Source organism: Janthinobacterium sp. Ant5-2-1 (genome assembly GCF_001445815.1).
Lineage (GTDB): Bacteria > Pseudomonadota > Gammaproteobacteria > Burkholderiales > Burkholderiaceae_D > Janthinobacterium > Janthinobacterium lividum_E.
The window spans coordinates 1-25,460 of record NZ_LNCE01000087.1 but is presented as its reverse complement, the minus strand read 5'-3'; the positions used below and the strand labels follow the sequence as shown (position 1 = coordinate 25,460).

24 protein-coding genes are annotated in these 25,460 nt (G+C 65.3%); 6 read left to right on the top strand and 18 right to left on the bottom strand.

The window, feature by feature from the left end; translation table 11 throughout:
- The 10 genes from ASN89_RS24085 to ASN89_RS24040 form a co-directional block, all read right to left on the bottom strand.
- The coding region (locus ASN89_RS24085) for a CheR family methyltransferase (protein WP_082654731.1) at window positions 1–1,238 on the bottom strand (1,238 nt) is incomplete at its 3' end.
- Entirely contained in the window at window positions 1,235–1,693 is a 459-nt protein-coding gene (locus ASN89_RS24080) for a chemotaxis protein CheW (RefSeq protein ID WP_046682276.1), read from the bottom strand. The genes ASN89_RS24085 and ASN89_RS24080, both read right to left, overlap by 4 nt.
- Before the next feature lie 4 nt (window positions 1,694–1,697).
- Window positions 1,698–3,509, bottom strand: a complete 1,812-nt coding sequence (locus ASN89_RS24075) for a methyl-accepting chemotaxis protein (RefSeq protein WP_046682277.1) — start codon at window positions 3,507–3,509, stop codon at window positions 1,698–1,700.
- A 186-nt stretch (window positions 3,510–3,695) separates the two neighbouring features.
- Entirely contained in the window at window positions 3,696–4,931 is a 1,236-nt protein-coding gene (locus ASN89_RS24070) for an argininosuccinate synthase (RefSeq protein WP_035825961.1), read from the bottom strand.
- A 69-nt stretch (window positions 4,932–5,000) separates the two neighbouring features.
- A complete protein-coding gene (argF, locus tag ASN89_RS24065) occupies window positions 5,001–5,921 on the bottom strand; it encodes an ornithine carbamoyltransferase (protein ID WP_058051034.1) in 921 nt (306 codons plus the stop codon).
- A gap of 283 nt (window positions 5,922–6,204) precedes the next feature.
- Complete coding sequence (locus ASN89_RS24060) at window positions 6,205–9,054, bottom strand: ATP-binding protein (RefSeq protein ID WP_235502063.1); 2,850 nt, start codon at window positions 9,052–9,054, stop codon at window positions 6,205–6,207.
- Window positions 9,055–9,235: 181 nt separating this feature from the next.
- Window positions 9,236–9,691 (bottom strand): hypothetical protein, encoded by a 456-nt coding sequence (locus ASN89_RS24055; RefSeq protein WP_046682280.1) that lies wholly within the window; start codon window positions 9,689–9,691, stop codon window positions 9,236–9,238.
- A 269-nt stretch (window positions 9,692–9,960) separates the two neighbouring features.
- Window positions 9,961–10,866 (bottom strand): ribosome small subunit-dependent GTPase A, encoded by a 906-nt coding sequence (gene rsgA / locus ASN89_RS24050; RefSeq protein WP_058051032.1) that lies wholly within the window; start codon window positions 10,864–10,866, stop codon window positions 9,961–9,963.
- Window positions 10,863–11,228: a 4a-hydroxytetrahydrobiopterin dehydratase gene (locus ASN89_RS24045; RefSeq protein WP_046682282.1), complete on the bottom strand. Its 366-nt coding sequence runs from the start codon at window positions 11,226–11,228 to the stop codon at window positions 10,863–10,865. The genes rsgA and ASN89_RS24045 overlap by 4 nt, the downstream gene beginning before the upstream one ends.
- Window positions 11,225–12,505, bottom strand: coding sequence for a M48 family metallopeptidase (locus ASN89_RS24040; protein ID WP_046682283.1), 1,281 nt, complete (start codon window positions 12,503–12,505; stop codon window positions 11,225–11,227). Before ASN89_RS24040 ends, ASN89_RS24045 begins: the two co-directional genes overlap by 4 nt.
- Window positions 12,506–12,561: 56 nt before the next feature.
- Here ASN89_RS24040 and orn point away from each other — a divergent pair, with 56 nt between their 5' ends.
- Window positions 12,562–13,158, top strand: a complete 597-nt coding sequence (orn, locus tag ASN89_RS24035; RefSeq protein WP_175560553.1) for an oligoribonuclease — start codon at window positions 12,562–12,564, stop codon at window positions 13,156–13,158.
- A gap of 82 nt (window positions 13,159–13,240) precedes the next feature.
- Here the strand turns inward: orn and ASN89_RS24030 are convergent, their stop codons facing one another.
- Window positions 13,241–13,606: a hypothetical protein gene (locus ASN89_RS24030; RefSeq protein WP_058051031.1), complete on the bottom strand. Its 366-nt coding sequence runs from the start codon at window positions 13,604–13,606 to the stop codon at window positions 13,241–13,243.
- Entirely contained in the window at window positions 13,603–14,547 is a 945-nt protein-coding gene (gene gcvA, locus ASN89_RS24025) for a transcriptional regulator GcvA (RefSeq protein ID WP_058051030.1), read from the bottom strand. The genes ASN89_RS24030 and gcvA overlap by 4 nt, the downstream gene beginning before the upstream one ends.
- Before the next feature lie 237 nt (window positions 14,548–14,784).
- Here gcvA and ASN89_RS24020 point away from each other — a divergent pair, with 237 nt between their 5' ends.
- The 5 genes from ASN89_RS24020 to ASN89_RS24000 all read left to right on the top strand — a co-directional run bounded on the left by ASN89_RS24020 (window position 14,785) and on the right by ASN89_RS24000 (window position 19,738).
- Window positions 14,785–15,684 (top strand): DMT family transporter, encoded by a 900-nt coding sequence (locus ASN89_RS24020; RefSeq protein WP_058051029.1) that lies wholly within the window; start codon window positions 14,785–14,787, stop codon window positions 15,682–15,684.
- Window positions 15,685–15,898: 214 nt separating this feature from the next.
- Window positions 15,899–16,984 carry a hemin-degrading factor gene (locus tag ASN89_RS24015; RefSeq protein ID WP_200969119.1) on the top strand — a complete coding sequence of 362 codons (1,086 nt, stop codon included), beginning with the start codon at window positions 15,899–15,901 and terminating at the stop codon, window positions 16,982–16,984.
- On the top strand, window positions 16,972–17,898 hold the full coding sequence (locus ASN89_RS24010; protein WP_058051027.1) for a heme/hemin ABC transporter substrate-binding protein: 927 nt from the start codon (window positions 16,972–16,974) through the stop codon (window positions 17,896–17,898). Before ASN89_RS24015 ends, ASN89_RS24010 begins: the two co-directional genes overlap by 13 nt.
- A complete protein-coding gene (locus tag ASN89_RS24005) occupies window positions 17,895–18,941 on the top strand; it encodes a FecCD family ABC transporter permease (protein ID WP_058051026.1) in 1,047 nt (348 codons plus the stop codon). Before ASN89_RS24010 ends, ASN89_RS24005 begins: the two co-directional genes overlap by 4 nt.
- Before the next feature lie 8 nt (window positions 18,942–18,949).
- A complete protein-coding gene (locus tag ASN89_RS24000; RefSeq protein WP_058051025.1) occupies window positions 18,950–19,738 on the top strand; it encodes an ATP-binding cassette domain-containing protein in 789 nt (262 codons plus the stop codon).
- Window positions 19,739–19,747: 9 nt separating this feature from the next.
- On the opposite strand, the gene ASN89_RS23995 is transcribed toward ASN89_RS24000, so the two are convergent.
- The 6 genes from ASN89_RS23995 to ASN89_RS28360 all read right to left on the bottom strand — a co-directional run.
- Window positions 19,748–20,182, bottom strand: a complete 435-nt coding sequence (locus ASN89_RS23995) for a hypothetical protein (protein WP_058051024.1) — start codon at window positions 20,180–20,182, stop codon at window positions 19,748–19,750.
- Window positions 20,179–21,618, bottom strand: coding sequence for an efflux transporter outer membrane subunit (locus tag ASN89_RS23990; RefSeq protein ID WP_058051023.1), 1,440 nt, complete (start codon window positions 21,616–21,618; stop codon window positions 20,179–20,181). Before ASN89_RS23990 ends, ASN89_RS23995 begins: the two co-directional genes overlap by 4 nt.
- Complete coding sequence (locus ASN89_RS23985; protein ID WP_058051022.1) at window positions 21,615–22,697, bottom strand: HlyD family secretion protein; 1,083 nt, start codon at window positions 22,695–22,697, stop codon at window positions 21,615–21,617. The genes ASN89_RS23990 and ASN89_RS23985 overlap by 4 nt, the downstream gene beginning before the upstream one ends.
- Window positions 22,698–22,725: 28 nt before the next feature.
- Window positions 22,726–24,270 (bottom strand): MFS transporter, encoded by a 1,545-nt coding sequence (locus tag ASN89_RS23980; protein WP_046682293.1) that lies wholly within the window; start codon window positions 24,268–24,270, stop codon window positions 22,726–22,728.
- Window positions 24,271–24,387: 117 nt separating this feature from the next.
- The gene (locus tag ASN89_RS23975; RefSeq protein WP_046682294.1) at window positions 24,388–25,308 is read right to left on the bottom strand and encodes a LysR family transcriptional regulator; all 921 of its coding nucleotides are present in this window, start codon (window positions 25,306–25,308) and stop codon (window positions 24,388–24,390) included.
- A 77-nt stretch (window positions 25,309–25,385) separates the two neighbouring features.
- Window positions 25,386–25,460: SEC-C metal-binding domain-containing protein (locus ASN89_RS28360; protein WP_200969118.1), on the bottom strand; the 75-nt coding region annotated here is incomplete at its 5' end.

The following is a 25,460-nucleotide window of genomic DNA, read 5'->3' as shown; positions in this document are numbered from 1 at the left end:
TAGCTGGACGCCTGGCGTCGCTCGTAGATGCGTGCCGCGCGCGCCTTCAGGGTGGCGGCGGCCGTGTGGTTGCCATTGCGTTCGGCCAGCAGGGCCAGATGGCACAGCGCCTCGTAATGGTCGGGTTGCAGGTAGATGCAGCGGCGCCAGTAGTCGTCGGCCAGGTCCATCTTGCCGGCCAGTTCATTGATGATGCCCAGCATGAAATACGCTTCCGCCGCCTCGGGCACTTTCGCCAGGTGGGCGTGGCATTTTTCGCCGGCTTCGCGCAACTGGCCGCGGTCGGCCAGCAGGCGCGCTTCGGCCAGCAAATCGGCCTGCGCAGTTTGCGCGGGCGGCGGCACGGACACGGGCCGCGTGCGCGGCACCGCCGGAGAGGGAGGGGCCACCGTTGTGCGCCTTGGCGCGGGCGGCACGCTGCGCAAGGTGCGCAAGGCCGGCAGCGGCGCCACTTGCACGGGGCTGGCCGGCGCCGCCGTTTCCTTCTTCAGGGCGAAGGCCTGGCGGAATTGCAGCGTCGTAAAACCGTTCTGGCAGAACGACGGCACTTCCGCATAGCCGGCCAGCAGCATGCCGTCGTCGGCCAGCAGGGCGGACAGGTTGTGGATGGCCGCGCGCGTGGTCGGCTTGTCAAAGTAGATCAGCAGGTTGCGGCAAAAGATGACGTCGTAATGGCGGCTGTAGGTGGCCGTGTCGAACTGCAGCAAATTGCCCTGCCTGAAGGTCACCTGTTCGCGCAAGGAGTCGATGATGCGGTAGGAATCGTCGGCCACGTGCGTGAAATAGCGTTCGCGGAAGGCCACGTCCTGCGCGCGGAAGGCGTTGCGGCCGTAGATTCCCGCCTGCGCCCGCTCGATGCAACCGGGGCTCAGGTCGTAGGCGTCGATGCTGAACGCCTGTTTCGGCACGCCGCCGTCGCGCAGCGCCATGGCCATCGAATACGGTTCCTCGCCGCCCGCGCAGGGAATCGACAGGATGCGCGTGGCGCGCCCCCGGGCCCAGCGTTCCTGCACCAGTTCGACGGTGGCGTAGAACGCCTGCGGATCGCGGAACAGCCACGATTCGGGCACCACCACCAGCTCGATCAATTGCGTCATTTCGGCCGGCGTGAGCGCCTGCAGGTAGGCTTCGCTATCGGCAAAGCCCGTCTGCTCCATGCGCTGGCCGACGGCCCGCTCGGCCACGGATTTGGAGACGGACAGGCCGGTCGCGCGGCGCAGCAGGGCCTGCGCCGTCATGCCGCGCTCGCGTCTTGGAACAGCAGCGCGCGCACGTCCGGCGGCAGCAGGTGTTCCAGTTCCACCAGCTGCACGATGCCGTCGGCGTCGCTGGCCACCTGGCCCAGGAAGGGCGCTGTCGCCACGCCGCTGTCTTCAAGCCGGAGCGGGTCGATGTCGGCGATGCCGCGCACCTGCGAGGCCAGCAGGCCCAGCGCGTGCACCGTCTCGCCGCCAGGCGCGCGGTAGTCGACGACGACGATACGCGTGTCGAACTGCGCGGCGGCGGCCGGCAGCCCGGCCAGGCGCGACAGGTCGATCACGGGCACGGGCGTGCCATGCAAGTCCATCAGGCCGGCCACGTAGTCTGGCGTGAGCGGCAACTGTTTCAGCTCCAGCAGCGGCAAGACGCGCACGATGCCGGCCAGGGGCAGGCCATAACGGTCGCGTCCGATGTGAAAGAGCAGCACTTTCATGGGATCAGATGGTGACGGCGAAGGTCGACACGCTCGACTGCAGGTCGCCCGCCGCATATTGCAGCTGGTGCACCGCTTCGCTGGTGGCCTTCAAGGACTCCACCGTTTGCTGGGTGGCGTCGTTGAGCTGCATCATGGTGTCGGAAATCTGCGAGGCGCCGATCGCCTGCGACTGCATGCCTTGCAGCACGGCATCGAATTGCGGCGTGAGTTTCTGCACCTGGTCCATCACGGACGACAATTGTTCCGCCACTTGCCGCACCTCGCCCACGCTGCGGCGAATTTCCTCCGAGAATTTATCCATGCCCATCACGCTGGCGGACACGGCCGACTGCATTTCCTTGAGCATTTGCTCGATATCCCAGGTGGACACGGAAGTCTGGTCGGCCAGGCGGCGGATTTCCGTCGCCACCACGGAGAAGCCGCGGCCCGCCTCGCCCGCTTTTTCCGCCTCGATCGCGGCGTTCAGCGACAGGATGTTGGTCTGGTCGGCTACCTTGGTGATGGTGATCAGCACGCTATTGATATTGCTGGCTTTTTCCGACAGGGCCGCCAGCTTGGCGTTGATGGAATCGGTGGCCGAGACCATGTGCTGCATGGTCGAATCCATGCGCTTGAGGTTGTTTTGCGCTTCGGCCGTCGCATTCGTCGTGTAGTCGGCCACGGCGGTGGCGTCTTCCATGGTTTTCAGCAACTGGCTCGTGTTGGCCGAGATTTCCTTGGTGGTGCTGAGAATTTCCACGCTCGTTTGCGCCTGCTCGATGCCCGTGGCTTCCTGCTGGCGCGCCGATGCGGCGATTTCCGTGGCGGACGTCGTCACCTGGATGCCGGCCTTTTGCACATTGTTGAGCAGGCTGCGCAGGTTTTCGAACATTTTCGCCAGGCCGTTGCCCAGCTGGCCGATGGCGTCGCTGCCCGTGATGCCGACCTTGCCCGTCAGGTCGCCCGAGGCGGCTTTCGACACCACTTCCAGCAGGGAATCGACCTTGGCGCGCAGGGTATTCGTGGCGGCCAGTTCATTGGCCTGATTGTCCTGGATGGTTTGCGCCATGCGGTTGAATTCTTCCGTCACCTTGCCCAGTTCATCACGCGAGAGGATGGCGGCGCGCGCGCTTTGCTCGCCGCCGGCGATGCGCCCGACGGCGTCCGTCAGGCTGTTCAGCGGGCCGAGGATGGAACGGCCCAGCAGGTAGGAAATGCCCAGCGCCAGCACCACGCACAGCAGGCCGCCCAGGGCCAGGGTCAGCATCATGGTTTCCTGCAATTTTGCCGTGGTGGCCGTGCGTTCGGCCAGCAAGCGGGTTTCTTCGGCGGCCACTTCATCGAGCAGCTTGTTCGCTTGCGCGACGGCGGGGTAGCCGCCCGGCGGCATGGTGCGCGCCACCGATTCCGTGGCGCCCGGCGCATTGCCCAGCGCCCGGCGCTTCTCGATCAGGGGATTGATCCATTCCTTGACCCAGGTGGTGGTCAGCGCATCGATCTTGCGGAAGCGTTCCGACTGCACCTTGTTGTCGACCGTCATGGCGATGGCTTTTTGCGTGTGCTGGCTCAGCACGTCCATTTCATTCGACTCCGGCGTCAGCGACGTTTCATTGCCAGTGAGAATGAAACCGCGCGCTTCCACCTGGATTTGCAGGATGGAATTGTGGATCCTGTCGATCTCGACCAGCACTTCCATCGTATGGCGGTCCCATGCATTGGCTTCCGACAGGCGCGAAAAGCTGTTGTAGGCCACGCCCAGCAGGATCAGGATGATGGCCACGATGGAGCCGAAGCCCAGGTACAGTTTATTCTTGATACTCAGGTCTTTGAACATGGGAGGGCTCCGGAAGCGGGAAGGTCAGCACAATTGCACTGTAGCATTTTGCCACGGAGACAGCCAAATGGGGGCGATCCGGGCGCGCGCAGTGACGTAAATCGCGGACGAGTGCGTTTCAAACGTAAAAAAGCCGCCCGTGGGCGGCTTCGGTTGGCGCGGGAGACAGTGCCTCCCGGCAACTAGTTACTTCTGGCCGCGTTTTTCGCGGGCGATGGCGGCGATGCGCATGCGTAAGGCGTTCAGCTTGATGAAGCCGCCTGCGTCGGCCTGGTTGTAGGCGCCGCCGTCTTCGTCGAAGGTGGCGATGTTCATGTCGAACAGCGAATCCGTCTTCGAGTCGCGCGAGACGACGATGACATTGCCCTTGTACAGCTTGATGCGTACCCAGCCGTTCACGGTTTCCTGCGTGTGGTCGATCAGGGTTTGCAGGGCAACACGCTCAGGCGCCCACCAGTAGCCGTTGTAGATCATCGACGCGTAGCGCGGCATCAGGTCATCTTTCAGGTGGGCCACTTCGCGGTCCAGCGTGATCGATTCGATGGCGCGGTGGGCTTTGAGCATGATGGTGCCGCCCGGGGTTTCATAGCAGCCGCGCGACTTCATGCCGACGTAGCGGTTTTCCACCAGGTCCAGGCGTCCCACGCCATGCTTGCCGCCAACCTTGTTCAGTTCGGCCAGCACGGTGGCAGGCGACATGCGCACGCCGTTGATGGCGACGATGTCGCCTTTTTCGTATTCGATGTCCAGGTATTCCGCTTCGTCCGGGGCGTTTTCCGGGCTGACGGTCCAGCGCCACATGGTCTCTTCCGCTTCGGCGCTCGGGTTTTCCAGGTGGCGGCCTTCAAAGCTGATGTGCAGCAAGTTGGCGTCCATCGAGTACGGTGCGCCGCCGTTCTTGTGCTTCATGTCGATTTCGATGCCGGCGTCTTCCGCGTACTTCAGCAGTTTTTCGCGCGACAGCAGATCCCACTCGCGCCATGGGGCGATGATCTTCACGCCTGGCTTGAGCGCGTAGGCGCCCAGTTCGAAACGCACCTGGTCGTTGCCCTTGCCGGTCGCGCCGTGCGAGATGGCGTCGGCGCCGGTGGCATTGGCGATTTCGATCAGGCGCTTGGCGATCAAAGGACGGGCGATCGAGGTGCCCAGCAGGTATTCGCCTTCATACACGGTGTTGGCGCGGAACATCGGGAAGACGAAATCGCGCACGAATTCTTCGCGCACGTCTTCGATATGGATGTTTTCCGGCTTGATGCCGAACTTGATGGCCTTGGCGCGCGCCGGTTCCAGTTCTTCGCCCTGGCCCAGGTCGGCCGTGAAGGTGACGATTTCGCACTGGTAGTTATCTTGCAGCCACTTCAGGATGACGGAGGTGTCGAGTCCGCCGGAATAGGCCAGGACTACTTTTTTAATGTCGCTCATATTGCTTCCAGTTGTCGTTGTCGATGTATGTATTGCGATGCTGCCAGGTTTTATGCAGTGCCAGGCGAATTATTGGATTTTACCGAGTAACAGGTATTCGATCAGCGCTTTTTGCACGTGCAAGCGGTTTTCCGCTTCATCCCACACGACCGATTGCGGGCCGTCGATCACTTCGGCTGCCACTTCCTCGCCGCGGTGGGCAGGCAGGCAGTGCATGAACAGGGCGTCGGGCGCGGCGCGGGCCATCTTCGCGCCATCGACGATCCAGCCGTCGAAGGCGGCGATACGGGCCGCGTTTTCTGCTTCGTAACCCATGCTGGTCCACACGTCCGTGTTGACCAGGTGCGCTCCTTCGCACGCGTCGGACGGGTTGGCGAAGAAGGTGTAGCGCTCGGTCTTGACTTGCGACAGGTCGATGTCGTAGCCCTTCGGCGTCGACACGTTGACGTGGAAGCCGAACACTTCGGCCGCCTGCAGCCACGAGTACAGCATGTTGTTGGCGTCGCCGATCCAGGCGACGATCTTGCCGGCGATCGAGCCGCGGTGTTCGATGTAGGTGAAGATGTCGGCAAAGACCTGGCACGGGTGGTGTTCATTGGTCAGACCATTGATCACCGGCACGCGCGAATTGGCGGCGAAACGCTCGATGATTTCCTGGCCGAAGGTACGCACCATGATGATGTCGCACATGCGCGACATGACCTGGCCCGCGTCTTCCACCGGCTCGCCGCGGCCCAACTGGGAATCGCGCGTGTTCAGGTAGATGGCGGCGCCGCCCAGCTGGTGCATGCCGGCTTCGAACGACAATCGCGTGCGGGTGGAGTTCTTTTCAAAGACCATCACCAGGGTGCGGTCGATCAGTGGATGGTAGATTTCGTAATTCTTGAACTTGCGCTTGATCAGATGGGCGCGTTCGATCACATATTCGTACTCTTCCAACGTGAAATCGGAGAACTGGAGGTAGTGCTTGATCGGTTTTTTTGTCGACATAATGACCACTTGAAGATGCGCAGGCCGCCGGCGGCGTGCCTTTCCCGCCGGGTTGCATCAGCGTACAACATCTCGTCTGATGACTGCCTCGCCCGGCGCGCTGCTGTGTTGATCGGTGCCCGCGCCTGTTTGTCGCGCGGGTCGATGCGGTTTGCCAAGTTGAAAAAAATGCAATGACAAGTACTTCAGCCGTTCAATTATAAGGGTTTTGCTTTTAGATTGGAAAGACCGTCCGGGCGCGTACTTGTATAGGCAAGCCTGCGCCCGGGCAAAGGGCGGTGGATTAATAGATGCTGGCGGGCGCGGCCCCGTCCAGCTGGGGCGCCACCAGGGGCAAATCCAGCGTAAAACGCGTGCCGGCGGGGCTGCTGGCCACCTGGATGGTGCCGCCCAGCAGGGCCGTGACGATGTTGTAGCTGATCGACAAACCCAGGCCGCTGCCGCCCTGGCCCAGCTTGGTGGTAAAGAAGGGGTCGAAGATGCGCGACAAGTGCTGTTCGGCGATGCCGCCGCCATTGTCGGCGAAGACGATCCGCACGCGCGCGCTGTCCAGCGTGGCGGACAGGCGCATGCAGCCCTTGCCTGCGGCGCCATCGTTGGGCGCGGGTGCGAAGGCGTGCAGCAGGGCGTTGTTGATCAGGTTGGTGATCACCTGGCCGAACGGTCCCGGATAGCTGTCCAGCGCGATGCCGAAGTCGATGTCCGTCTCGATGCGGTGGCCCGAGCTGCGGATGCGGTTCATGACGGTGGCGATGATTTCATTGCTTACCTGCTGCAGGTCGAACTGGCGCCGCTGTTCGGTGGTGCGGTCGACGGCCACCTGCTTGAAGCTGTTGACGAGGTCGGCCGCGCTGTGCAGGCCGCGCATCACCAGCGCCGACGCCTTGCTCGCATCATCGATGTAGGCGGCCAGGTCGGAGCGGCGCAGGCCGGGGCCGTTCATCAGGCGTTCCACGTCTTCCGTCTTTTGCTGCATGGTGCTGGCGATTAATAAACTGTTGCCGATCGGGGTATTCAGTTCATGCGCCACGCCGGCCATCAGCGAGCCGAGGGCGGCCAGCTTTTCCTGCGACGCCAGTTGCGCCTGGGCGTCCTGCAGTTGCCGGTAGGCGCTGGCATTGTCGAGCGCGATGGCCCCATACGCGCACAGGGTGCGGAAGATCAGGCGTTCGCGTTCGCCGTAGGCATGGGCATGGCAAGCCTGCACCGTCATCACGCCCAGCACGCGCTCGCCCACCGTCAAGGGCACGTACAGCACGCTCTGGTTGTGCAAGGTGCCGGGCACGGTGTAGGCGTGGCGCTTGGGCGGGACCTGGTCGATATACACTTCGCGCCGGCCCAGCAGGCAGCGCACGGAGTAGGCGCGCGGGTTGCTCAGTGGAATGGCGTTGTCGGACAGGGGCCGGCCCGCTTCCATGCCGTGCGCGCGGCGCAGCGCCGTGCCCGCCGCATCGAGCATGTAGACGGCGAAGGTGTTGACTGGCAGCAAGGCATGCACGTGGCGGTCCAGCACCTGGAACACGGCGCTGGCGTCGAGGTGGGTGGTGATTTCCTGGCCGATCGCCGACAGCCGTTCCAGCGTGTCACTGGTTTGCTGCAGCACTTCGGCGCGGCGCGCTTCGGAGGCGGCCAGTTCGCGGTGGTGATAGCCTTCCGAGCGCGCATGTTCCGTCTGGTGGTAGACCTGCATGGCGGTGGCGCGGTTGCTTGCCTGCTGGGTGTGGCTTTTTTCGCGCGCCACGCCCGCCGCGAGGGCGATATCGTAGGCGCGCGCATAGTCGCCCGCATGCGCGTATTCGCGCGCCAGCGCATCGAGCAGTTCGCCGGGCGGCACATAGCCGTCGATGGAGTCGGCCACCTGCAGCGCCTGGTGCAGGAAATGCAGGGCGGGATTGCGTTCCTGCATGCCTGCGGGCGGCGGCAAGTCGTGGCGCGCGTGCAGCATGGACAGCACGCGCAGCGCCGCCACCTGGTGCATGGCGTCGCCTTGCGCGGTGGCCAGCTGGCAAGCCCGTTCGGCCGCTTGCAGCGCTTCGTCCGGACGGTCCAGGTAAGACAGCGCGTGGGCGCTGCCGCGCTGCGCCATGCTGCGGAAATCGGCCTGGCCCAGCGCTTCGGCCCGTTGTGCCAGCCGGCTGAAGGCGTCGAGCGCCGTGTCGTAGTCGCCCTTGTCCAGGCTCAGTTCGCCCAGGTGGAACAGGGCGTTGGCATAGGTGCGGGCGCCCGCCACGGGGGCCAGGATGTGCAGCGCTTCGCGCAGCAAGTCTTCGGCCGTGGCCAGGCGCCCCAGCTTGCGCATGGTCTCGGCCGTATGCGTCTGGCAGGCGCCGATGCTGCGCGGCCAGCCGGTGGGGCGCGCCAGGTCCAGCGCGCACTGCATCCATTCGAGGGCCGATTCATTGTCGTTGAGGCTGGAGAAACAGTCGCCGATATTGATGGCGGCCGTGATCGCACCGCGCAGCTGGCCGCTTTCCAGGGCCGCCTCGTAGCTTTGCATGTAGTGGCCGGCGGCCGCGCCCAGGTCACGCGACGTGTGCGCCAGCAAACCGTGGAAGTCGTGCACCCAGGCGGCCAGCGGTGCGGGTAGCTTGCCGCTGGCGCCGTCGGCCTGGAAGTGACCGCCCCAGCAGGCCAGGGCTGCCGGCGCGTCGCGCAAGACGGCCCAGCGGGCAGTGGCCGCGTCGGCCAGGCTGGCGCGCATCGCATCGCCGGCGCCGCGCGCTTGCTGCGCCGCGGCCAGCAGTTCGGCGTCGCAGCGGGCATGGTCGCCGCGGTCGACGGCGATCGAGGATAGCAGCCAGTGGGCATCGGCGCAGCCGGCGCCGTCGTCGTGCGCGCCGCAGGTGGCGTGCGCCGCCATGGCCAGGCTTTCCGCGGAGTCGAGCGCGCCTTGCAGCCAGGCCACTTCCGCCTGCACCAGTTGCAGACGCGCGCGCGCCCGTTCCAGTGCCGCCGCTTCCAGGCCGGCCAGCGGCAGCAGCAGATGCGCTTCCTCGCTCAGATGAATTGCTCTGGCGCAATCGCGCTGGCGCAAATGCCAGGACAGCAACAACAGCAGCGGTACGCGCCCGGCGCCGCGCAACGGCAGCAATGCGCTTTCCCACTGCGCTACGTCATGTTCGAGCGCGAACATTTCCATTCAAGCATTCTCCCCGCAAACAGTGGCGCCAGCCTGCGACCGCACAGGCCATGTGTCATCGCATTGTAAGCTGCATTCAGGGGAATTGTTCAGTACGCTGGTCAGAATTATTCATGCGCCATGGCGTCCCAGGCGGGGGTGATTTGCCCCCGGCCTTCGATGGCGGGACAGGCGCCTAGCGCGATACCAGGCGGATGCTGGCGCTGCCGTTCACGGTACTGGCGCTGCGCATGTCGGCCGGCATGCGCAAGCCGGGCAGGAGCTGGGCGTCGTCGATCACCACCTGCTTGCCTTCATTGCTGAAGACGAAGGCGGCGCCCTTTTTGCTGACAAACTGGCCCGGGCCGGTGGGGTAGATTTCCACGCTGGCTTTTGCCTGCCATTCGCGGTCATCGATCAGGCGGCCAAAGAAATGGTTGTCCTGCTGGTGGACTTCCAGGCGTTGTCCATTCGACAGGTGGTATTGCTGCTCGATGTCGAAGGCTTCCTGGGCCGTGACGTGATAGTAGGCCCCCGAGGTGACGCGCACGCTGTCAGCGGCTTGCGGTGCGGCGGCGGTTTGCGCCTGGGCCGTGCCGCCGGCAAGCGCGAACAGGGCGGCGAGGAGGGGGAGGAAGCGTTTGGTATGCATGACATTCACCTTCGATCAGGATGGCTGGATGGAGTGGAGTTGGATCGTGTGGTCGCTGGCAGGTTTCTGGCAGGGACTGGTGTCAAGTTAGCAAACACGCCTGTCCATCGCCAGCGGCAGGCGATGGAAGGCAGGTTTTACGCGCTGAAATGCCTAAAACGGTGGATGAACGGTTTTGGGATTAAAATCGGAAGGCGGGCTAGGCGGCGAAATTAAATTTCGCCTGTCCGGTGTTTTGCGGCGCTATATTTGAATGAAAGAAATATTGATTAATACAGGGTCTGCGCCGATTCGTGCAGCAGCTGGCCGTACAGGGTATGGCGCATCTTGGAGATCTTGCCTTCAGACAAGGCTTGCAGGATGGCGCACTGCGGCTCGATCAGGTGGCGGCAGTTATAGAACTTGCAGCCGCCAAGATACGGCTGGAATTCGCGGAAGGCCCGCTCCAGCATGCCTTCGGACAGATGGTACAGGCCGAATTCCTGGAAGCCGGGCGAATCGATGATGGAGCTATTCGCGCCCAGTTCGTCGAGCTTGTACAGGCGCGTAAAGGTCGTCGTGTGCTTGCCCGTGTCGAGCGCGGCCGAGATTTCGCGCACGGCGATGTCGGCGTCCGGCACCAGCAGGTTGATCAGCGACGACTTGCCCATGCCCGACTGGCCGATCAGGATCGACGACTGGCCCGCCAGCAGCGGCGCCAGGGTGGCCACGGCGTGCTCGGGTTCGGCGCGCGCCGACACTTCATCGACGGGATAACCCATCGACGAATACGGCAACAGGCGTTCGCGGGCGCGCTCCAGCGAAGCGGTCACGTCCGTTTTGTTGAGGATGATGCGCGCCTCGATGCCGGCCGCGTCGGCCGCCACCAGCGAGCGCGAGATCAGGTCGTCGGCAAAGCCCGGTTCCGTCGCCACGACGATGAACAGCTGCGTCAAATTGGCGGCCAGCAATTTCGACTTGTACTGGTCCGAGCGGTACAGCAGGGTCTTGCGTTCCTCGATGCGGTCGATGACGGCCTGGTCGTTGGAAGTGCGCGTCAGGTGCACGATGTCGCCCACGGCCACATTGGTTTTCTTGCCGCGCGTCACGCATTGCAGCTTGGCGCCGTCCACGTCGGCCAGGTAGTGGCGGCCGTGGGCGGCGATGATGACGCCCGTCAACTTGCCTTCGCTCATGCGGTCACCTGGCTGCTCTGGTAGATGAGGTCTGCCTTGGCGGCGCAGATGAAGTCGTTTTCGGACAGGCCGCCGGCGCCCTGGTTGACCGAGTGCGTGTCGTAGCGCACGGCGCAGGTTTTGTAAGTAATGATGAGCTCCGGATGGTGGTCTTGCGTATGGGTCATATAGGCCAGGGCGTTCACGAACGCCAGGGTCTGGTAGTAATTCTTGAAGCCGAAGTCGCGGCACAGCTTGCCATTTTGCACCGTCCACTGGGGCAGCAGGGCGTGCAGGGTGGCGATGTCCGTGTCGCCCAGCGCCTGCTGGCGCGGCGAACAACTCAGTTGGGCCAGGTCTTGCGAAGTCGATGGCGTATTCATGTCGTAGCCCCTTTCAGGTGGCGGATGCGCACGCTGGCCGGCGGGTGGCTATCGTAAAAGGCCGAGTGCAGCGGGTCGGGCGTCAGGGTCGACGCATTGTCTTCATACATTTTGACGAGGGCAGAGACGAGGTCGTCCGCCTGCGTGTGCGTGGCGGCAAAGGCGTCGGCTTCGAATTCGTGCTTGCGCGAGCTGAGCGACGTCAACGGTCCCAGCAGGAAAGTAAAGACGGGCAAGGCCAGCATGAACAGCAGCAGGGCCAGCGCATCGGTTGGCTGGCCCGTCAGCGCCACGGCGACGGGGTCGACGCCGAGGCCCGCATAGAACCACGGCTGCGTCTTCAGGTAGCCCAGCAGCGCCAGGAAGCCCAGCGAGATGACGAACATCATGGCAATGCGCTTGACGATATGCTTGAGCTTGAAGTGGCCCAGTTCATGCGCCAGCACGGCTTCGATTTCCTGCGGCGCCAGGCGCGACAGCAGGGTGTCGAAGAAGACGATGCGCTTGTTGGCGCCAAATCCCGAGAAATACGCATTGCCGTGGGCGCTGCGCTTCGAGCCATCCATGACGAACAGGCCTTTCGAAGCGAAACCGACGCGCTGCATCAAGCCTTCGATGCGGCTTTTCAGCGCTTCGTCGGCCAGCGGCGTGAATTTGTTGAACAGGGGGGCGATGACGGTCGGGAACAGCACCATCATCAGCAGCTGGAAGCCGCTCCAGACGAACCACGCGTACAGCCACCACAGGTCGCCCGACTTGGCCATCAGGGTCAGCACGACCCAGATCAGCGGCAGGCCGATGGCCGCGCCCAGGCCCACGCCCTTGAGCATGTCCGTGAAGAACAGCTTGCGCGCCATGGTGTTGAAGCCGAAGCGCTGCTCCAGCACGAACTGGCGGTAGTAATCGAAGGGCAGATCGATCAGGCCGGAAATGGCGGCAAAGGCGGCGATCAGGCCGATCTGGTACAGCATGGGCGAGCCTGGCCCCATCCATTCATTCAGGTGCAGCGCCAGCCATTGCAAGCCGCCCAGCAAGGTAAAGCCGATCAGCACGGCGTAGTTGACCAGCAGGGTCAGCAAGCCGAACTTGGTCTTCGCCACCGTGTAGTCGGCCGCCTTCTGGTGCGCGGCCAGCGGGATTTTTTCCGCGAATTCGGGCGGGACCGCGGCGCGATGGGCCAGCACATGGCGAATCTGCCGCGAAGCGAGCCAGAAGCGCACGGCGAGGGTCAAAACGAGGACGGATACAAACAAAATCGAAAACGCGAGTGAATACATTCTGTGCCTGTGAGAAAATGGCTGATTATTTAGTTTGATTAGGCCAAGAGAGAATTATGTCACAAGCGACCGACTTAACTGCATCCACCCCCGCACCCACCGTGCCGGCACGTCCAAACGAGATGAACCTGGTCTGGGTCGACATGGAAATGACGGGCCTGGAGCCCGATACCGACCGCATCATCGAGGTGGCGGTCGTGGTCACGGACATGCACTTGAACCTGCTGGCCGAAGGCCCCGTGTTCGTGATTCATCAATCCGATGAAACCCTGAACAAGATGGATGCCTGGAACAAGGGCACGCACGGCCGCTCGGGCCTGATCGACAAGGTGAAAGCGTCGACCGTGACGGAAGCGCAGGCGGAAGCGGAACTGATCGCGTTCCTGAAAAAGTACGTACCAGCAGGCAAGTCGCCCATGTGCGGCAACACCATCGGCCAGGACCGCCGCTTCATGGTGCGCGGCATGCCGAAGCTGGAAGCGTTCTTCCACTATCGCAATGTTGACGTGTCGACACTGAAAGAACTGTGCAAGCGCTGGAAGCCGGAAATCGCCACCGGCTTCAAGAAGCACCAGAAGCATACGGCGCTGGCCGATATCCTCGAGTCGATCGAGGAGCTGAAGTACTACCGCGAGCATTTCATCAAATTGTAATGGTGTTGTCGGCTTACGCGCTGCGCGCTAACCCGACCTACGGGACATCCACCGCCGCTGGGGGAGGTTGGCGTAGGTCGGCTTAGCGCCCTGGCGCGTAAGCCGACACATCCGCCGCCTCAAAGACAAGGCTGTGCCAAGCACCATCCTCACCCTGCCATTCCAGCGCAAACGGTCCCGTTTGCCGCAAGTCGGTAATCCAGCGCACCTCGCCTGGCTGGCGGTAGTATTCCATGCACTGGCCGAACCCCTGTTCCAGCCGGCAAATCACCAATCCCTCGCCCGCCACGGCGCACCATTGCTCATGGTCATCGATCAAGGCCACGGCCGGGTCGCCATAGAATTCGCCCACGCTGGCCTGCCTGCCATCGGCCGCCGTCACCGTGGCGTGTTCGTATTCATGCTGGACACTATATGCGGCGCTGCGCGCCAATTCCTGCTGAGTCATGCGGTCTCCACGGTGGGCCAGACGGTTTCCTGGTCGGCGCGCGCCTCGGCGATCAGCCATTCGCAGAATGCATGCACGAGGGGCCGCGTTTCCGCCTGGGGCGAGCGCAGCAGATAATAGCAGTGGGGGCCGCGCACGGCGTGTTCGAACACGCGCACCAGGCGGCCCGAGCGCAGGTCGTCGCCGATCAGGGGGCTGGCGGCAATGGCCACGCCCTGGCCGCTGGCGGCCGCGTCCAGGCACAGATAAGTGTGCGAAAAGCGCGCGCCGCTGTTGCCGCTATTGCCGCTGTAGTGCACGCCGCAACTGTGCAGCCAGCGCGTCCAGTCGATTTCGCCGGGCAGGTGCACTTCCGGCTCGTCGTGCAGCAGCGGATAGCGCAGCAAATCGGCGGGCTGGCGCAGGCTGGCCGCGTTGGCGCGGAAATCGGGGCTGCAGACGGCGGAAAACCATTCTTCCATCAGTAAATCGACTTTGAGGCCCGGATAGCGGCCCGGTCCCAGGCGGATGGCCACGTCCACGCCGTCGCGCGCCAGGTCGACCGGGTGCATCGACGCCAGCACGCGCAGCTCGATCTGCGGATAGCGGTCGCGCAGCCGGCCCAGGCGCGGCATCAGCCAGCGCGAGACGAGCGAGCTGGTGGCCGTCACCGTCACCACCTTGTCGTCGCCCTGGCGCCGCGCCTGTTCGGACACGTCGGCCAGCTGGTTGAGGATCGGCCCCAGCGAGGCCGCATAGCGCTGGCCGGCATTGGTCAGCACCACGCCGCGCGGCAGGCGCTGGAACAGCACGATGCCCAGCCACGCTTCCAGCTGCTTGACGTGGTGGCCGATGGCGCCGGCCGACACGTGCAATTCTTCGCCCGCGCGCTGGAAGCCTTCATGGCGGGCGGCCGCCTCGAAAGCGTGCAGGGCGGCAAGTGGGGGCAAGGGACGTGACATGGCGTTCTCAAGAGAATTGAGCCTCAGTATTATTTGGCCTATCCGTGAAGAATATTGGTTTGTTTCATTTTGCGCAAGCGAATATGATGCCGGCTATGCGTGAAGCGACCCGCAATAGGATTTACGCATGCATCATCTCCCGGCCTTGCTGGGCATTTATATTTACAACGTTACAACGCCTGGAAAACCGTCGCGATACGCATCAGGTTTGCCCAGGTGTACTCAAAGAGGTTAGTCATGTCTGATCGCCGCGCTGTTGCGCTGGTGTTGCTGTCGGCCGCCGGTTTCGGCAGTTCCGCAGTGTTTGCCAAGGCGGCCTATGCGTCCGGGGTCAACCCGTCGACCATGCTGGCCTTGCGTTTCGTCATCGCCGCCATGCTGTTGCTGCCGCTCGTGTGGCTCGGTGGCTGGCGCTTGCCGCGCGGCCGCCTGCTGGCCGGCTACATGCTGATGGGCCTGATGTACACGGCCCAGTCGCAAGGCTATTTCAATGCCCTCATGTATGCCAGCAGCGGCCTGTGCGGCATGCTGCTGTACGTGTATCCCGTGCTGGTCACCATTCTGGCGCTGGCGCTGGGCTGGGAAAAGCTGGACCGCCGCATGCTGGTGCTGATGGCGCTGGCCATTGCCGGCATGGCCATCACCCTGGGCGGCAAGCTGCAGGGCCAGCCCATCGGCATCGCCCTGGCATTGATGGCCGCCGGCGTGTATGCCGTGTACATCCTGTTTGGCAACAGCCTGTCGAAAAGCCGCGAGAATATTCACCCATTGGCCGCTTGCGTGGTGATTTTGGGCACGGCGGGCCTGTCGAACAGCGCGATCGCCTTGTGGCAGGGCGTGTCCTTGCCGGGCACGGCGACGGGCTGGCTGGCCGTCAGCGCCATCGCCCTGTTCTCGACGGCCATCGCGATTGCCGCCTTCTTTGCCGGCGTGGCGCAGATCGGCGCGGCCAAGGCCTCGATTATTTCCACGTTCGAGCCCGTGATCACGATGGCGTTCGGCGTGACCTTGCTGAAGGAATCCGTCAGCGGCACGCAATTGCTGGGCGGCGCCATGGTGCTGGCCGCCGTGGTCTTGCTGGCGCAGCGGCCCACTGCCAAGCCGGTCTCCATGCCTGCCGTACAGGCCAGCGCCTGACCTTTTTTTCCCGAACTGATCGGTTGTATCGATCGGTCTCCTTTGCGCCGCGACGGGTTTCCTGTCGCGGCGCTTTTTTTTGCGCGTTTTTTCTTCACATAAATAACACTTGATTGCGAATGATTCTCATTTATAATTGACTCCAAGATTTTCCCCACCACCAGCCAGCCCATGCCAGCCAGTGTTCGCCTTGAAAGGAGACACCGTGACGAGCATGCCCCCTATTTGCAATACCGAGATGATCGCCGGCGAATTTGCCCGCCTGCGCCGCGAAAAGAAAGCCCGCCACCGCGACATCGCCGAGGAACTGGCCATTTCCGAAGGCGAGCTGATCGCCGCGCATGCGGGCCTGTCGCTGGCCAATGGCGCCTTGCTGGGCGCCGAACGCCTGCAGGCCGACTGGCCCGCCATCATCGCCGCGCTGGAGCCGCTGGGCGAAGTCATGGCGCTGACGCGCAACGCCTCGTGCGTGCATGAAAAGACGGGCGTCTATCGAAAAGCCAGCCACAACAACCACGTGGGCCTGGTACTCGGCGGCGACATCGACCTGCGCGTGTTTTACCGCCAGTGGGCGCATGGCTTTGCCGTACGCGAGATGGGAGACAGGGAAGTGCAGCGCAGCCTGCAATTCTTCGATGCGGCCGGCCAGGCCGTGCACAAGATTTTCATGAAGCCGCACAGCGACATTGCCGCCTATGACGCGCTGGTCGCGCATTTTGCCGACGCGGACCAGGCGGCCGGCATCGCCGTGAAGGCGCCGGCGCCGCCGCCGGCTGAACTGCCCGACGCGCAGATCGACGTGGCCGGTTTTCGCGCCGCCTGGGCCGACTTGCGCGACACGCATGAATTTTTCACCGTGCTGAAAAAATATTCGGTCTCGCGCCTGCAGGGCCTGCGCCTGGCCGAGTCCCGTTTCGTGCAGCAGCTCGACAAATCCTGCGTGCTCGACCTGCTCAAGGACGCCGCGCTTGAAAAAGTATCGATCATGGCCTTCGTCGGCAATGCCGGCATGATCCAGATCCATTCGGGGCCCGTGCACAAGATCGCCGTGATGGGACCGTGGATCAATATCCTCGATGCGCGCTTCAACCTGCATTTGCGCGAAGACCATATCGCCAGCGCCTGGGTGGTGAAAAAACCGACAGTAGATGGCCTGGTGACGTCGGTGGAACTGTTCGACGCCAAGGGCGACACCATCGTCATGTTCTTCGGCGAACGCAAGCCGGGCATGCACGAGCTGTGCGAATGGCGCCATATCGTCGACCGGGTGGCGCGGGAGGGCGAACTATGCGCCGCATGATCGCCGCCAGCGTGGCGCGCCGCATCGCGCTGAAAAAAATGGGAGCGGGAGCGCTGGCGCTGGCCGCGCCGATGCAGGTGCTGGCCGCCGTGTCCGACGCGGGTAAGTCTGTGGCGAAAGCGCGGCGCATCGTCAGCGTGGGCGGCGCCCTGACGGAAATCGTCTACGCGCTCGAAGCGCAGGGCGAACTGGTGGGCGTCGATACGACTTCGCTGTATCCGGCCGTGGCGCAACAGCTGCCGCAGGTCGGTTATGCGCGCACCTTGTCGGCCGAAGGCGTGCTGTCGCTGGCGCCCACGCAGCTGATCGCCACCGAGGAGGCGGGACCGCAAGCGGTGCTGCGCCAGGTGCGCGACGCGGGCGTGCCGGTGGCGGTGCTGAATGCGAATAACAGATTCGAAGGCTTGCTCGAACGGGTGAAACAGGTGGGCCAGATCACGGGCCGTGCCGACCCCGCCGCGCGCCTGGCGCAAGCCTTGCAGCAGCAGTGGGACGGTGCCCTGGCCAAGGTGCGCCAGCGCCAGCATGCACCCGTGCGCGTGCTGTTCATCCTCGCCCATGTGCCGAACCAGGTGATGGTGGGCGGGCGCGAGACGGGCGCCGACGCCATGCTCGCGTATGCGGGCGCCGTCAATGTGATGGGCGGGCAGGGTGGATTCGCCGGCTACAAACCGCTGACGCCGGAAGCCGTGATCGCCGCGCGGCCCGACATCGTGCTCGTCACGGACCAGGGATTGAAGGCGTCGGGCGGCGTGGACGGCATCTTGAAACTGCCAGGCCTGGCGCAGACGCCTGCCGGGCGCAAGCACCGCATCGTGTCGCTGGAAGCCATGCTGCTCTTGGGCTTTGGCCCGCGCATGCCGCAGGCGCTGATGGAGCTCGACGCCGCCTTTGCGAAGGCCATGGCTGCATGAACGTGCGTGCGATGACGCCCGCAGTGTCCTGGCCACGCTGGGGCGCTGGCGGGCTGCTGGCGGCCGCACTGGCTGGCGGCTTGCTCATCGCCGTGCAGGCGGGCGCCGTGCCCGTGACCCTGGCCGACTGGCTGGCGCCGTTTCAAGCGGGCGACGAGGCGTTGTCCGGCGGCGCCTATGTGCTGTGGCATATCCGCTTGCCGCGCGCCCTGTTTGCCATCCTGATCGGTGCCGCGCTGGCGCTGGCCGGCGGCCTGACGCAAGGATTGTTCCGCAATCCGCTGGCCGACCCCGGACTGCTGGGCGTGAGCAGCGGCGCCGCCTGCGCAGGCGCGGCCACCATCGTCTTTGCCGCCAGCCTGCACGTGGCGCCCGAGTTGCGCGTATGGTTGCTGCCGGCCGCCGCGTTTGCGGGCGCCATGCTCATCTGCGTGCTGCTCGACAGGGTCGCCCGCTGGGCCACGCCCGGCTCCATCGTCGGCCTGCTGCTGACGGGCGTGGCGCTGAACGCCATCACGGTGGCCGTCATGGGCCTGTGCATCTACCTGGCCAGCGATGACCAGCTGCGCACCCTGACTTTCTGGACCCTCGGTTCGCTGTCGGCCGGCAGTTGGCGCCAGGTGGCGGCCTTGCTGCTGGTGCTGGCCGGCGCGCTGTGGGCCGCGCGTTACCTGATGCGTTCCCTGAACGCGCTGGCGCTGGGCGAGGCGCAGGCCCTGCACGTGGGTGTCGACGTGAGCCGGCTGCGCACGCAGGTGATCGTGCTGGTGGCCGTGCTGACAGGGTTTGCCGTTGCCTGGTGCGGCGGCATCGGTTTTATCGGCCTGATCGCGCCGCACCTGGTGCGCACGTGGCTGGGCGCGGACCAGCGCAAGGTCCTGCCCTTGGCGATGCTGGCCGGCGGCTTGCTGCTGCTGTTGGCCGACACCCTGGCGCGCACGGTCGCCATTCCCGCGGAAGTCCCCGTCGGTATTTTCACGGCCTTGCTGGGCGGGCCATTTTTCCTGATGCTGTTGCGGCGCTTCCGCCACGGCACGGCCTAGAGGTGAACATGACGCCCCTGCTGGAACTCTCCTTCGCCACCACGCAACTGGGCCAGCAGTACTTTGGCCCCTTCAACGTGCGGGTGGCGCCCGGTGAACGTATCGCCATCCTCGGTCCCAGCGGCGCGGGCAAGTCGACCCTGTTGAAACTGATGGCGCGCGAATTGCACCCGCAGGCGGGCCAGGTGATGCTTGCCGGCCGTCCCTTGGCGCAGTGGCCGCTGGCCGACCTGGCCCTGCGCCGCGCCGTGCTGCCGCAAGGTTCGAACGTGGCCTTCGGCTTGCAGTGCGAGCTGGTGATTGGCCTGGGAAGAGTGGCGCGCCTGGTCGACCCGCAGCTGGGACAGATCGTGCAGGAGGCGGCCGATCTGGCGCACGCCGGGCATCTGCTGGACCGCCGCCTGGATACCCTGTCCGGCGGCGAGCAGGCCAGGGTGCAGCTGGCGCGCATCTTCGCGCAGATGTGGGATGTCGAAGGCGGCTTGATACTCGTCGATGAACCGCTGGCGGCGCTCGATCCCGGCCTGCAGTTCGATTTGCTCGACAGCCTGCAGCAGTTTTGCGCCGCGCGCGGCCACGCCGTCATCGCCATCCTGCACGACATCAACCACGCCTTGCTGGGCTTCGAGCGGCTGCTGCTCGTGCGTTCGGGCCAGCTGGTCGCCGATATCGCCAGCGATGCCGCTGCCGTTCCCGCCCTGGCCGCGCTGTACGGCATTGCCCTGACGATGGCCACCAGCAGCGACGGCCACGTGTGCGTCATTCCTGCGAGAAGCGCGGTGCGCAGGGCCGCCTGATCGACCCATTTACCAGACGTCCGCCGCGCGCGGCCGCGCCATCTGGCCGCTGCCCAGCAGCCACACCATCAGGGCCTCGGCCTGTTCGCGTGTGGCCGCCACTTCCTGCACGATGCCGAAGGCTTTCATGGCGCCAGCGGCCATCGCCTGCAGGCGCGCGCGCTGTTCCGCGTCCGCTTCGACGGACACCAGGCCGCGGCAAATGGCGGCCAGCGCCACCTTGTTGTGCTTGAGCCACAGGCCGCGCCGCTTGCGGTCGACGTGCGCTTCGTTGCTGCGTTCTTCCTCGAACAGCAGGACGAACGGTTCGCCATGGCGCAGCAGGGCGTCCATGTCGTTTTCCCACAGCGGGGCATAGCCGCTGACGGCCGTTTCAGGGCGAAAGCGCACGATGGGAAAGTCGCTGACGTCGTGGATGGAAAAATGGACGGGATTCGGTTTCATTGGGTACTTTCTTGCGAGGTACTTGAAAAGGCTTGCCAGCCGCCGCCCAGCGCCTTGTAGACCTGGACCAGCGACAGCGAGGCGGTGGCGCGGCTGTCGACCAGTGCCGCTTCGTTGTTCAATAAGGTGTTTTGCACGTGCAGCACGTTGATCAAGTCCGTGCCGCCCTGGCGGTACTGCAGTTCCACGCTGCCCAGCGCGCGCCGCCCCTGTTTGACGGCTTCATCGAGGCTGGCCTGGCGGCGGGCGTTCGCCTGGTAGCCGGACAAGGCGTCTTCCACCTCGTGCCAGGCGGCCAGCACCGTCTGGCGGTAGGCGATGGCCGCTTCCTGCTGCTGCGCCTCGCGCAATTGCAGATTGCCGCGCAGGCGGCCGCCATCGAACAGGGGCACGCTGAAGCCGGGACCGAAGGCAAAGCGTTTGGCGTCCCAGCCGATGTCGGACAGCTGCATCGCTTGCAGGCCGATGCTGCCCGAGAGCGTGACGCGCGGATAAAAATCGCCTTGCGCCACGCCGATGGCGGCCGTGGCGGCGTGCAGCTGCGCTTCGGCGCGGCGGATGTCGGGACGCCGTTCGGCCAGGCTGCTCGGCACGCCCAGCTGCACCTGCATGGCCACAATAGGGATCTCCTTGCTGGCCGCCAGTTCCGCCCGCAGCGACTGCGGCGGCAGCGCCAGCAAGAGGGCGAGGGCATTGCCCAGGCGCGCTACGCGCTGCTGCAGCGGCGGCAAACGCGCTTCGATGGTGGCCACGTGGGCCGCCGCCTCGGCCTCGTCGAGCTGTGTCGCCGCGCCTTCGCGCAGGCGGATGCGGGTCAGCTCCAGGGTATGGCGGGCGATGTCGAGCAGTTGCTGCGTGATGGCCAGGGTCTGCTGCGCGCCGCGCAGCTCGATGTAGTCGCGCGCCGTCTCGGCCAGCACGGCCAGCAGCACGCCGCGCTGCGTTTCCTGGGCCACGTCGACGCGAGCGTCGGCCGCTTCCACTTCGCGCCGCACGCGGCCCCACAAGTCCAGCTCCCAGGCTGCGTCAAGACTGCCTTGCCACAGGCTGTAGGCGGATTGGCCGTTGTTGCGCGACGGGTCGCTCAAGCCTTGTTCGCTGTTGCGCGCACGGCTGTAGCCGCCATTCGCGCCCAGTGACGGGCCTTGCGCGGCACCGATGACGCCACGCGCGGCACGGCTTTGTTCCAGCCGGCTGGCGGCCGCCAGCACGTCCAGATTGGCGCCGGCGGCGCGCCGCAGCAGGGACGACAGGGTCGCGTCGCCAAAGCTGTCCCACCAGCGCTGCTCGATGGCGCCATCCTGCTGCGCGGCGAAGCGGGCATCCTGCGCCTGACGCCATTGCTGTCCCAGGTCATTGCGCGGGCGCTGGAAGTCGGTGCCGACGCTGGCGCAGCCGGCCAGGCCCAGGGCCGTCATAAAGATCAGTGCTTTCATCGCGCGCTCACCTGTTGCAGAGCTTGACGGCGCATGGCCGTATCGATGCGCACTTCGGCCGACATGCCCACGCGCAGGCGGGTGCCCCGGTCCCGGTCGCCGTTCTGGCCGGGATCGAGCGCGATCCTGACGGGGATGCGTTGCACCACCTTGGTGAAGTTGCCGGTGGCGTTTTCCGGCGCGATGGCGGCAAACGTCACGCCCGTGGCCGGCGCGATGCTGTGCACGGTGCCGTGCAGGAGCACGCCCGGATAGGCGTCGACGGCGATGCTGGCGCGCTGGCCCTGGCGCACGTGCGTGAGCTGGGTTTCCTGCAGGTTGGCGACGACGAAGCTGCGGTTCAGGGGCACCACGGCCATCAGGCTGGCGCCGGGCGCCACCAGGGCGCCGACGCGCACGGCGCGGCGTCCGACGATGCCGTCAATGGGGGCGCGCAGCTGCGTATGCGACAGATCGAGTTCGGCCCGTTGCAGGCTGGCGCGGGCGCGCAGCAGGGCCGCTTCCGCCGCGCCTTGCTGCGCTTGCAAAATGTCCGTCTGCTTGCGGGTGGCGACGAGGGCGGCGCGGTTTTGCGCCAGGCGCGCGCGGCTCACGTCGTAGCGCGATTGCGCCTGCTGGGCGTTTTGCACGCTGCCCGCGCCTTGGCCGGCCAGGTGCGTTGAACGGGCCAGTTCCTGCTGCGCCAGTTTGTCTTCCGCCTGGTTGGCCTCGACCAGGGTGCTGGCTTGCTCTATCACCGATTGCTGGCGCTGCACCGTGGCGCGGGCATAGTCCAGCTGCGCTTCGGCGCCCGCTACTTCGGCGCGGGCCGAGGCGGCGGCGGCCTGGTAATCGCGGTCGTCGATGCGGGCCAGCAGCTGACCCGCCTTGACAGCCTGGTTGTCTTCCACCAGCACGTCGCGCACGATGCCGCCCACCTTGGGGGAGAGCACCGTGTAGTCGGCGCTGACGAAGGCGTCGTCGGTGCTTTGTTCTTCGCTGCGGGAAAACAGCAGTTGCCAGGCGCAAAAGGCGAGGGCGCAGGCCAGCAGGGCCAGGCCGAGAAGAAATGCGCGCGAGCGCAGTATGGGTTTTTGCATGGTGATGCTCTTTCGTGAAAATGAAAATTCAAGCGGCGCGCGGCGGATAGACGCGCGTCGGCAGGATGGGAATGATCACAATCATGGCCAGCGCGATGGCGGCCACGGTGAGGTACAGGTCGGACGAGGTCAGGGTGACGACTTGCGCATGCATGCGCGCACTCAGACCAGACCCCAGGCCTGGCATGTCCATGGCGCCCGGCAGGTTGCCCAGGCGTTCGCTGAGCACCGTCGAATGAAAATGGTTGCGGCGCGTGATCAGCGCATCGAGCACGCCGGTGGCGACGACGGCCGACATGCCCTTGATGGTGTTGAACCAGGCCGACGCAAACGGGCCATCCTGCGGCGCCAGGCCCGTGGTGGCCAGCAACAGCAAGGGAATCACGGCCATCGGTTGCGCAAAGATCTGCACCGCTTGCAGCAGGTAGAAATGCGTGCGTATCCAGTCGGGCGACATGCGCGCGCCCAGCACGCACGACAGGGCCAGCAGGGCCAGGCCGATGGCCAGCACCCAGCGGCAGTCGACGGCGCGCAGATTGCACAGGGCGGCCACCAGCGGCAGGGCGATCAGCTGCGGCAGCGCCACCATCAGCATCACGGGCGCCGTTTGCAGCGGGCGGTAGGCGTGCACCTGCGCCAGGTAGGACGAGGGGATCAGGATCACGGCCAGCAGCACGAACAGCACGCCGCCCAGGGTCAGCAGGGCGTGGCTCAGGTTGCGCCGCGACAGCAGCTGCAGCTTGAAGAACGGCAGCGGGTGCGACCACTCGTTGACGAGGAAAAGCACCAGCAGCACGGCGCCGCCGCCCAGCAGCACGCAGATCAGAGGCGAATGGAACCAGTTCAGGCGCTCGCCCTGCAGCAAGCTGACCACCAGCATGCTGATGGCGGGCAGGCCAAGCAGCAGGCCGCGCCAGTCGAACTGGCGGAAGCGTTCGAGGCGCAGCGGGTCTTGCGGCAAGCCCCAGGACACCATGAGCAGGGCGACGATGCTGCCCGGGACGACTTGCCAGAACGCCCATTGCCAGCCCAGGTACTCGGTCCAGAACGCGGCCAGCGGCGTGCCCAGGCTGGGGCCGAAAGTGGCGCTCAGTGCATAGCCGCCCAGGCCATACAGCTTGATGTTCGGCGGCAGGAAGCGCAGCGCCACCGTCATCAGCATGGGCGGCAGGGCGCCGCCGGCCGCGCCCTGCACCACGCGCAGGATCATGAGCACGGACAGGTTCGGCGCAAACGGGCACAGCACACCGGCGGCCATGCAGACGAGGATGGCGGCGGCCGTCAGGCGGCGCAGCGAGAAGGTGACGGAGCACCACGGCGCGAACGCCATGGCGGACACCGAGGCGGCCGCATACAGGGCCACGAGCCAGCTGGCGTCGTCGCGCGCGATGCCCATGGCGCCGCGGATGTCGGCCAGCGCGATCTTGGTGATGTTTTCATTCAGGCCGGACACCAGCACTGCCAGCAGCACGCCGATCAGGCCCGTGGCCAGGCGCAGGCCGAAGGCGGGAGGTGGGGGAGGAGCAGGCGGTGCGGCCGCAGGGGCGGCGCCGGGAAGGGGGACTGCAGACACAGGGAACTCCGTGGATGAGGATCAGTCCACGCAGTATAGGTAGCCGTTAATCTTGTGAAAATTGATAATTAAGGAAGTATGAATTGCGTCTGGTGCAATGATGGTGGAGTTCAGCCCCTAGGTGCCTGGCGGGGTGCCGCTGCACAGCTCCTTGATCATCCGGCGCAGCCAGCGGTGCGCATGGTCGTGGTCGAGGCGCGGGTGCCAGGCCTGGAAGACTTCCACGCTGTCGACGGGAATCGGCAGCTGGAAGGTGCGCAGCTTCAGACCCAGGCGTTCGACGATGGCCAGCAGGGGCGTGGGCATTAGTGGCAGCAGCAGGCGCGAATCGGCCACGGCGAAGATGGCGGACTGGAAGTTGGGGCTGATCAGCGAAACCCTGCGCGTGTAGCCCCGCTCGGCCAGGGCTGTGTCGAACGGGCCGCGCGCCAGGCCGCGCCGCGAGACGCTGATATGCTCGTACTCGGTAAAACTGTCGAGGTTGATGGGGCCGTCGAAGATCGGGTGGTCGCTGCGGGCGATGCCGACAAAGCCGCTGCTAAACAGCTGCTGCAGCTTGATGTCGGGCGCAAAGGCGCGCCGCGCGCTGATGTACAGGTCGATGCGGCCCGCGTGCAGGGCGTCGTTTTCCGTGGCCCCGTCGCCCTCGGGAACGAAGCGCAGCACCGTGTGCGGCGCGTGCACTGCCAGCAGGTCGCGCAGCTTGCCGCCGTAGGCGCCGACAAACACGTCGTTGGCGCACAGGCTGAAGGTGCGTTCCAGGGTGCGCAAGTCGACTTCGCGGCCGGACGTGAAGATGGCGTGCGCCTGCTCCACCACGCCGCGCACTTGCTCGCGCAATTCCAGCGCGCGCGGGGTGGGCGCCAGGCCGCGCCCGGAGCGGACGAAGACGGGGTCGCCGATGGCGTCGCGGATGCGCGCCAGGGTGCGGCTCATGGCCGGCGCGCTCAAATGCATGCGCCGCGCGGCGGCCACGGCGCTGCCTTCCTCGAGCAGGATGTCGAGGGCGACGAGCAGGTTCAGGTCGGGGAGTTTCATGCGCCGATTATAGCCCGGGGGCCAGCGCCGGCGCTGCGCCGGCAGGACGCCGGCGCAACAGGGATGCTACTGCGCGATTACTCGGCTGCAGGCTCGGCGCCGCAGCATTTCTTGAACTTCTTGCCGCTGCCGCAAGGGCAGTCGTCGTTGCG

What these genes read in the sequence shown, in the direction of transcription:
- ASN89_RS24080 (WP_046682276.1), bottom strand. Translation starts at nt 1,693, where the DNA reads ATGAAAGTGCTGCTCTTTCACATCGGACGCGACCGTTATGGCCTGCCC.
- ASN89_RS24075 (WP_046682277.1), bottom strand. Translation starts at nt 3,509, where the DNA reads ATGTTCAAAGACCTGAGTATCAAGAATAAACTGTACCTGGGCTTCGGC.
- ASN89_RS24070 (WP_035825961.1), bottom strand. Translation starts at nt 4,931, where the DNA reads ATGAGCGACATTAAAAAAGTAGTCCTGGCCTATTCCGGCGGACTCGAC.
- argF (WP_058051034.1), bottom strand. Translation starts at nt 5,921, where the DNA reads ATGTCGACAAAAAAACCGATCAAGCACTACCTCCAGTTCTCCGATTTC.
- ASN89_RS24060 (WP_235502063.1), bottom strand. Translation starts at nt 9,054, where the DNA reads ATGTTCGCGCTCGAACATGACGTAGCGCAGTGGGAAAGCGCATTGCTG.
- ASN89_RS24055 (WP_046682280.1), bottom strand. Translation starts at nt 9,691, where the DNA reads ATGCATACCAAACGCTTCCTCCCCCTCCTCGCCGCCCTGTTCGCGCTT.
- rsgA (WP_058051032.1), bottom strand. Translation starts at nt 10,866, where the DNA reads ATGAGCGAAGGCAAGTTGACGGGCGTCATCATCGCCGCCCACGGCCGC.
- ASN89_RS24045 (WP_046682282.1), bottom strand. Translation starts at nt 11,228, where the DNA reads ATGAATACGCCATCGACTTCGCAAGACCTGGCCCAACTGAGTTGTTCG.
- ASN89_RS24040 (WP_046682283.1), bottom strand. Translation starts at nt 12,505, where the DNA reads ATGTATTCACTCGCGTTTTCGATTTTGTTTGTATCCGTCCTCGTTTTG.
- orn (WP_175560553.1), top strand. Translation starts at nt 12,562, where the DNA reads ATGTCACAAGCGACCGACTTAACTGCATCCACCCCCGCACCCACCGTG.
- ASN89_RS24030 (WP_058051031.1), bottom strand. Translation starts at nt 13,606, where the DNA reads ATGACTCAGCAGGAATTGGCGCGCAGCGCCGCATATAGTGTCCAGCAT.
- gcvA (WP_058051030.1), bottom strand. Translation starts at nt 14,547, where the DNA reads ATGTCACGTCCCTTGCCCCCACTTGCCGCCCTGCACGCTTTCGAGGCG.
- ASN89_RS24020 (WP_058051029.1), top strand. Translation starts at nt 14,785, where the DNA reads ATGTCTGATCGCCGCGCTGTTGCGCTGGTGTTGCTGTCGGCCGCCGGT.
- ASN89_RS24015 (WP_200969119.1), top strand. Translation starts at nt 15,899, where the DNA reads ATGCCCCCTATTTGCAATACCGAGATGATCGCCGGCGAATTTGCCCGC.
- ASN89_RS24010 (WP_058051027.1), top strand. Translation starts at nt 16,972, where the DNA reads ATGCGCCGCATGATCGCCGCCAGCGTGGCGCGCCGCATCGCGCTGAAA.
- ASN89_RS24005 (WP_058051026.1), top strand. Translation starts at nt 17,895, where the DNA reads ATGAACGTGCGTGCGATGACGCCCGCAGTGTCCTGGCCACGCTGGGGC.
- ASN89_RS24000 (WP_058051025.1), top strand. Translation starts at nt 18,950, where the DNA reads ATGACGCCCCTGCTGGAACTCTCCTTCGCCACCACGCAACTGGGCCAG.
- ASN89_RS23995 (WP_058051024.1), bottom strand. Translation starts at nt 20,182, where the DNA reads ATGAAACCGAATCCCGTCCATTTTTCCATCCACGACGTCAGCGACTTT.
- ASN89_RS23990 (WP_058051023.1), bottom strand. Translation starts at nt 21,618, where the DNA reads ATGAAAGCACTGATCTTTATGACGGCCCTGGGCCTGGCCGGCTGCGCC.
- ASN89_RS23985 (WP_058051022.1), bottom strand. Translation starts at nt 22,697, where the DNA reads ATGCAAAAACCCATACTGCGCTCGCGCGCATTTCTTCTCGGCCTGGCC.
- ASN89_RS23975 (WP_046682294.1), bottom strand. Translation starts at nt 25,308, where the DNA reads ATGAAACTCCCCGACCTGAACCTGCTCGTCGCCCTCGACATCCTGCTC.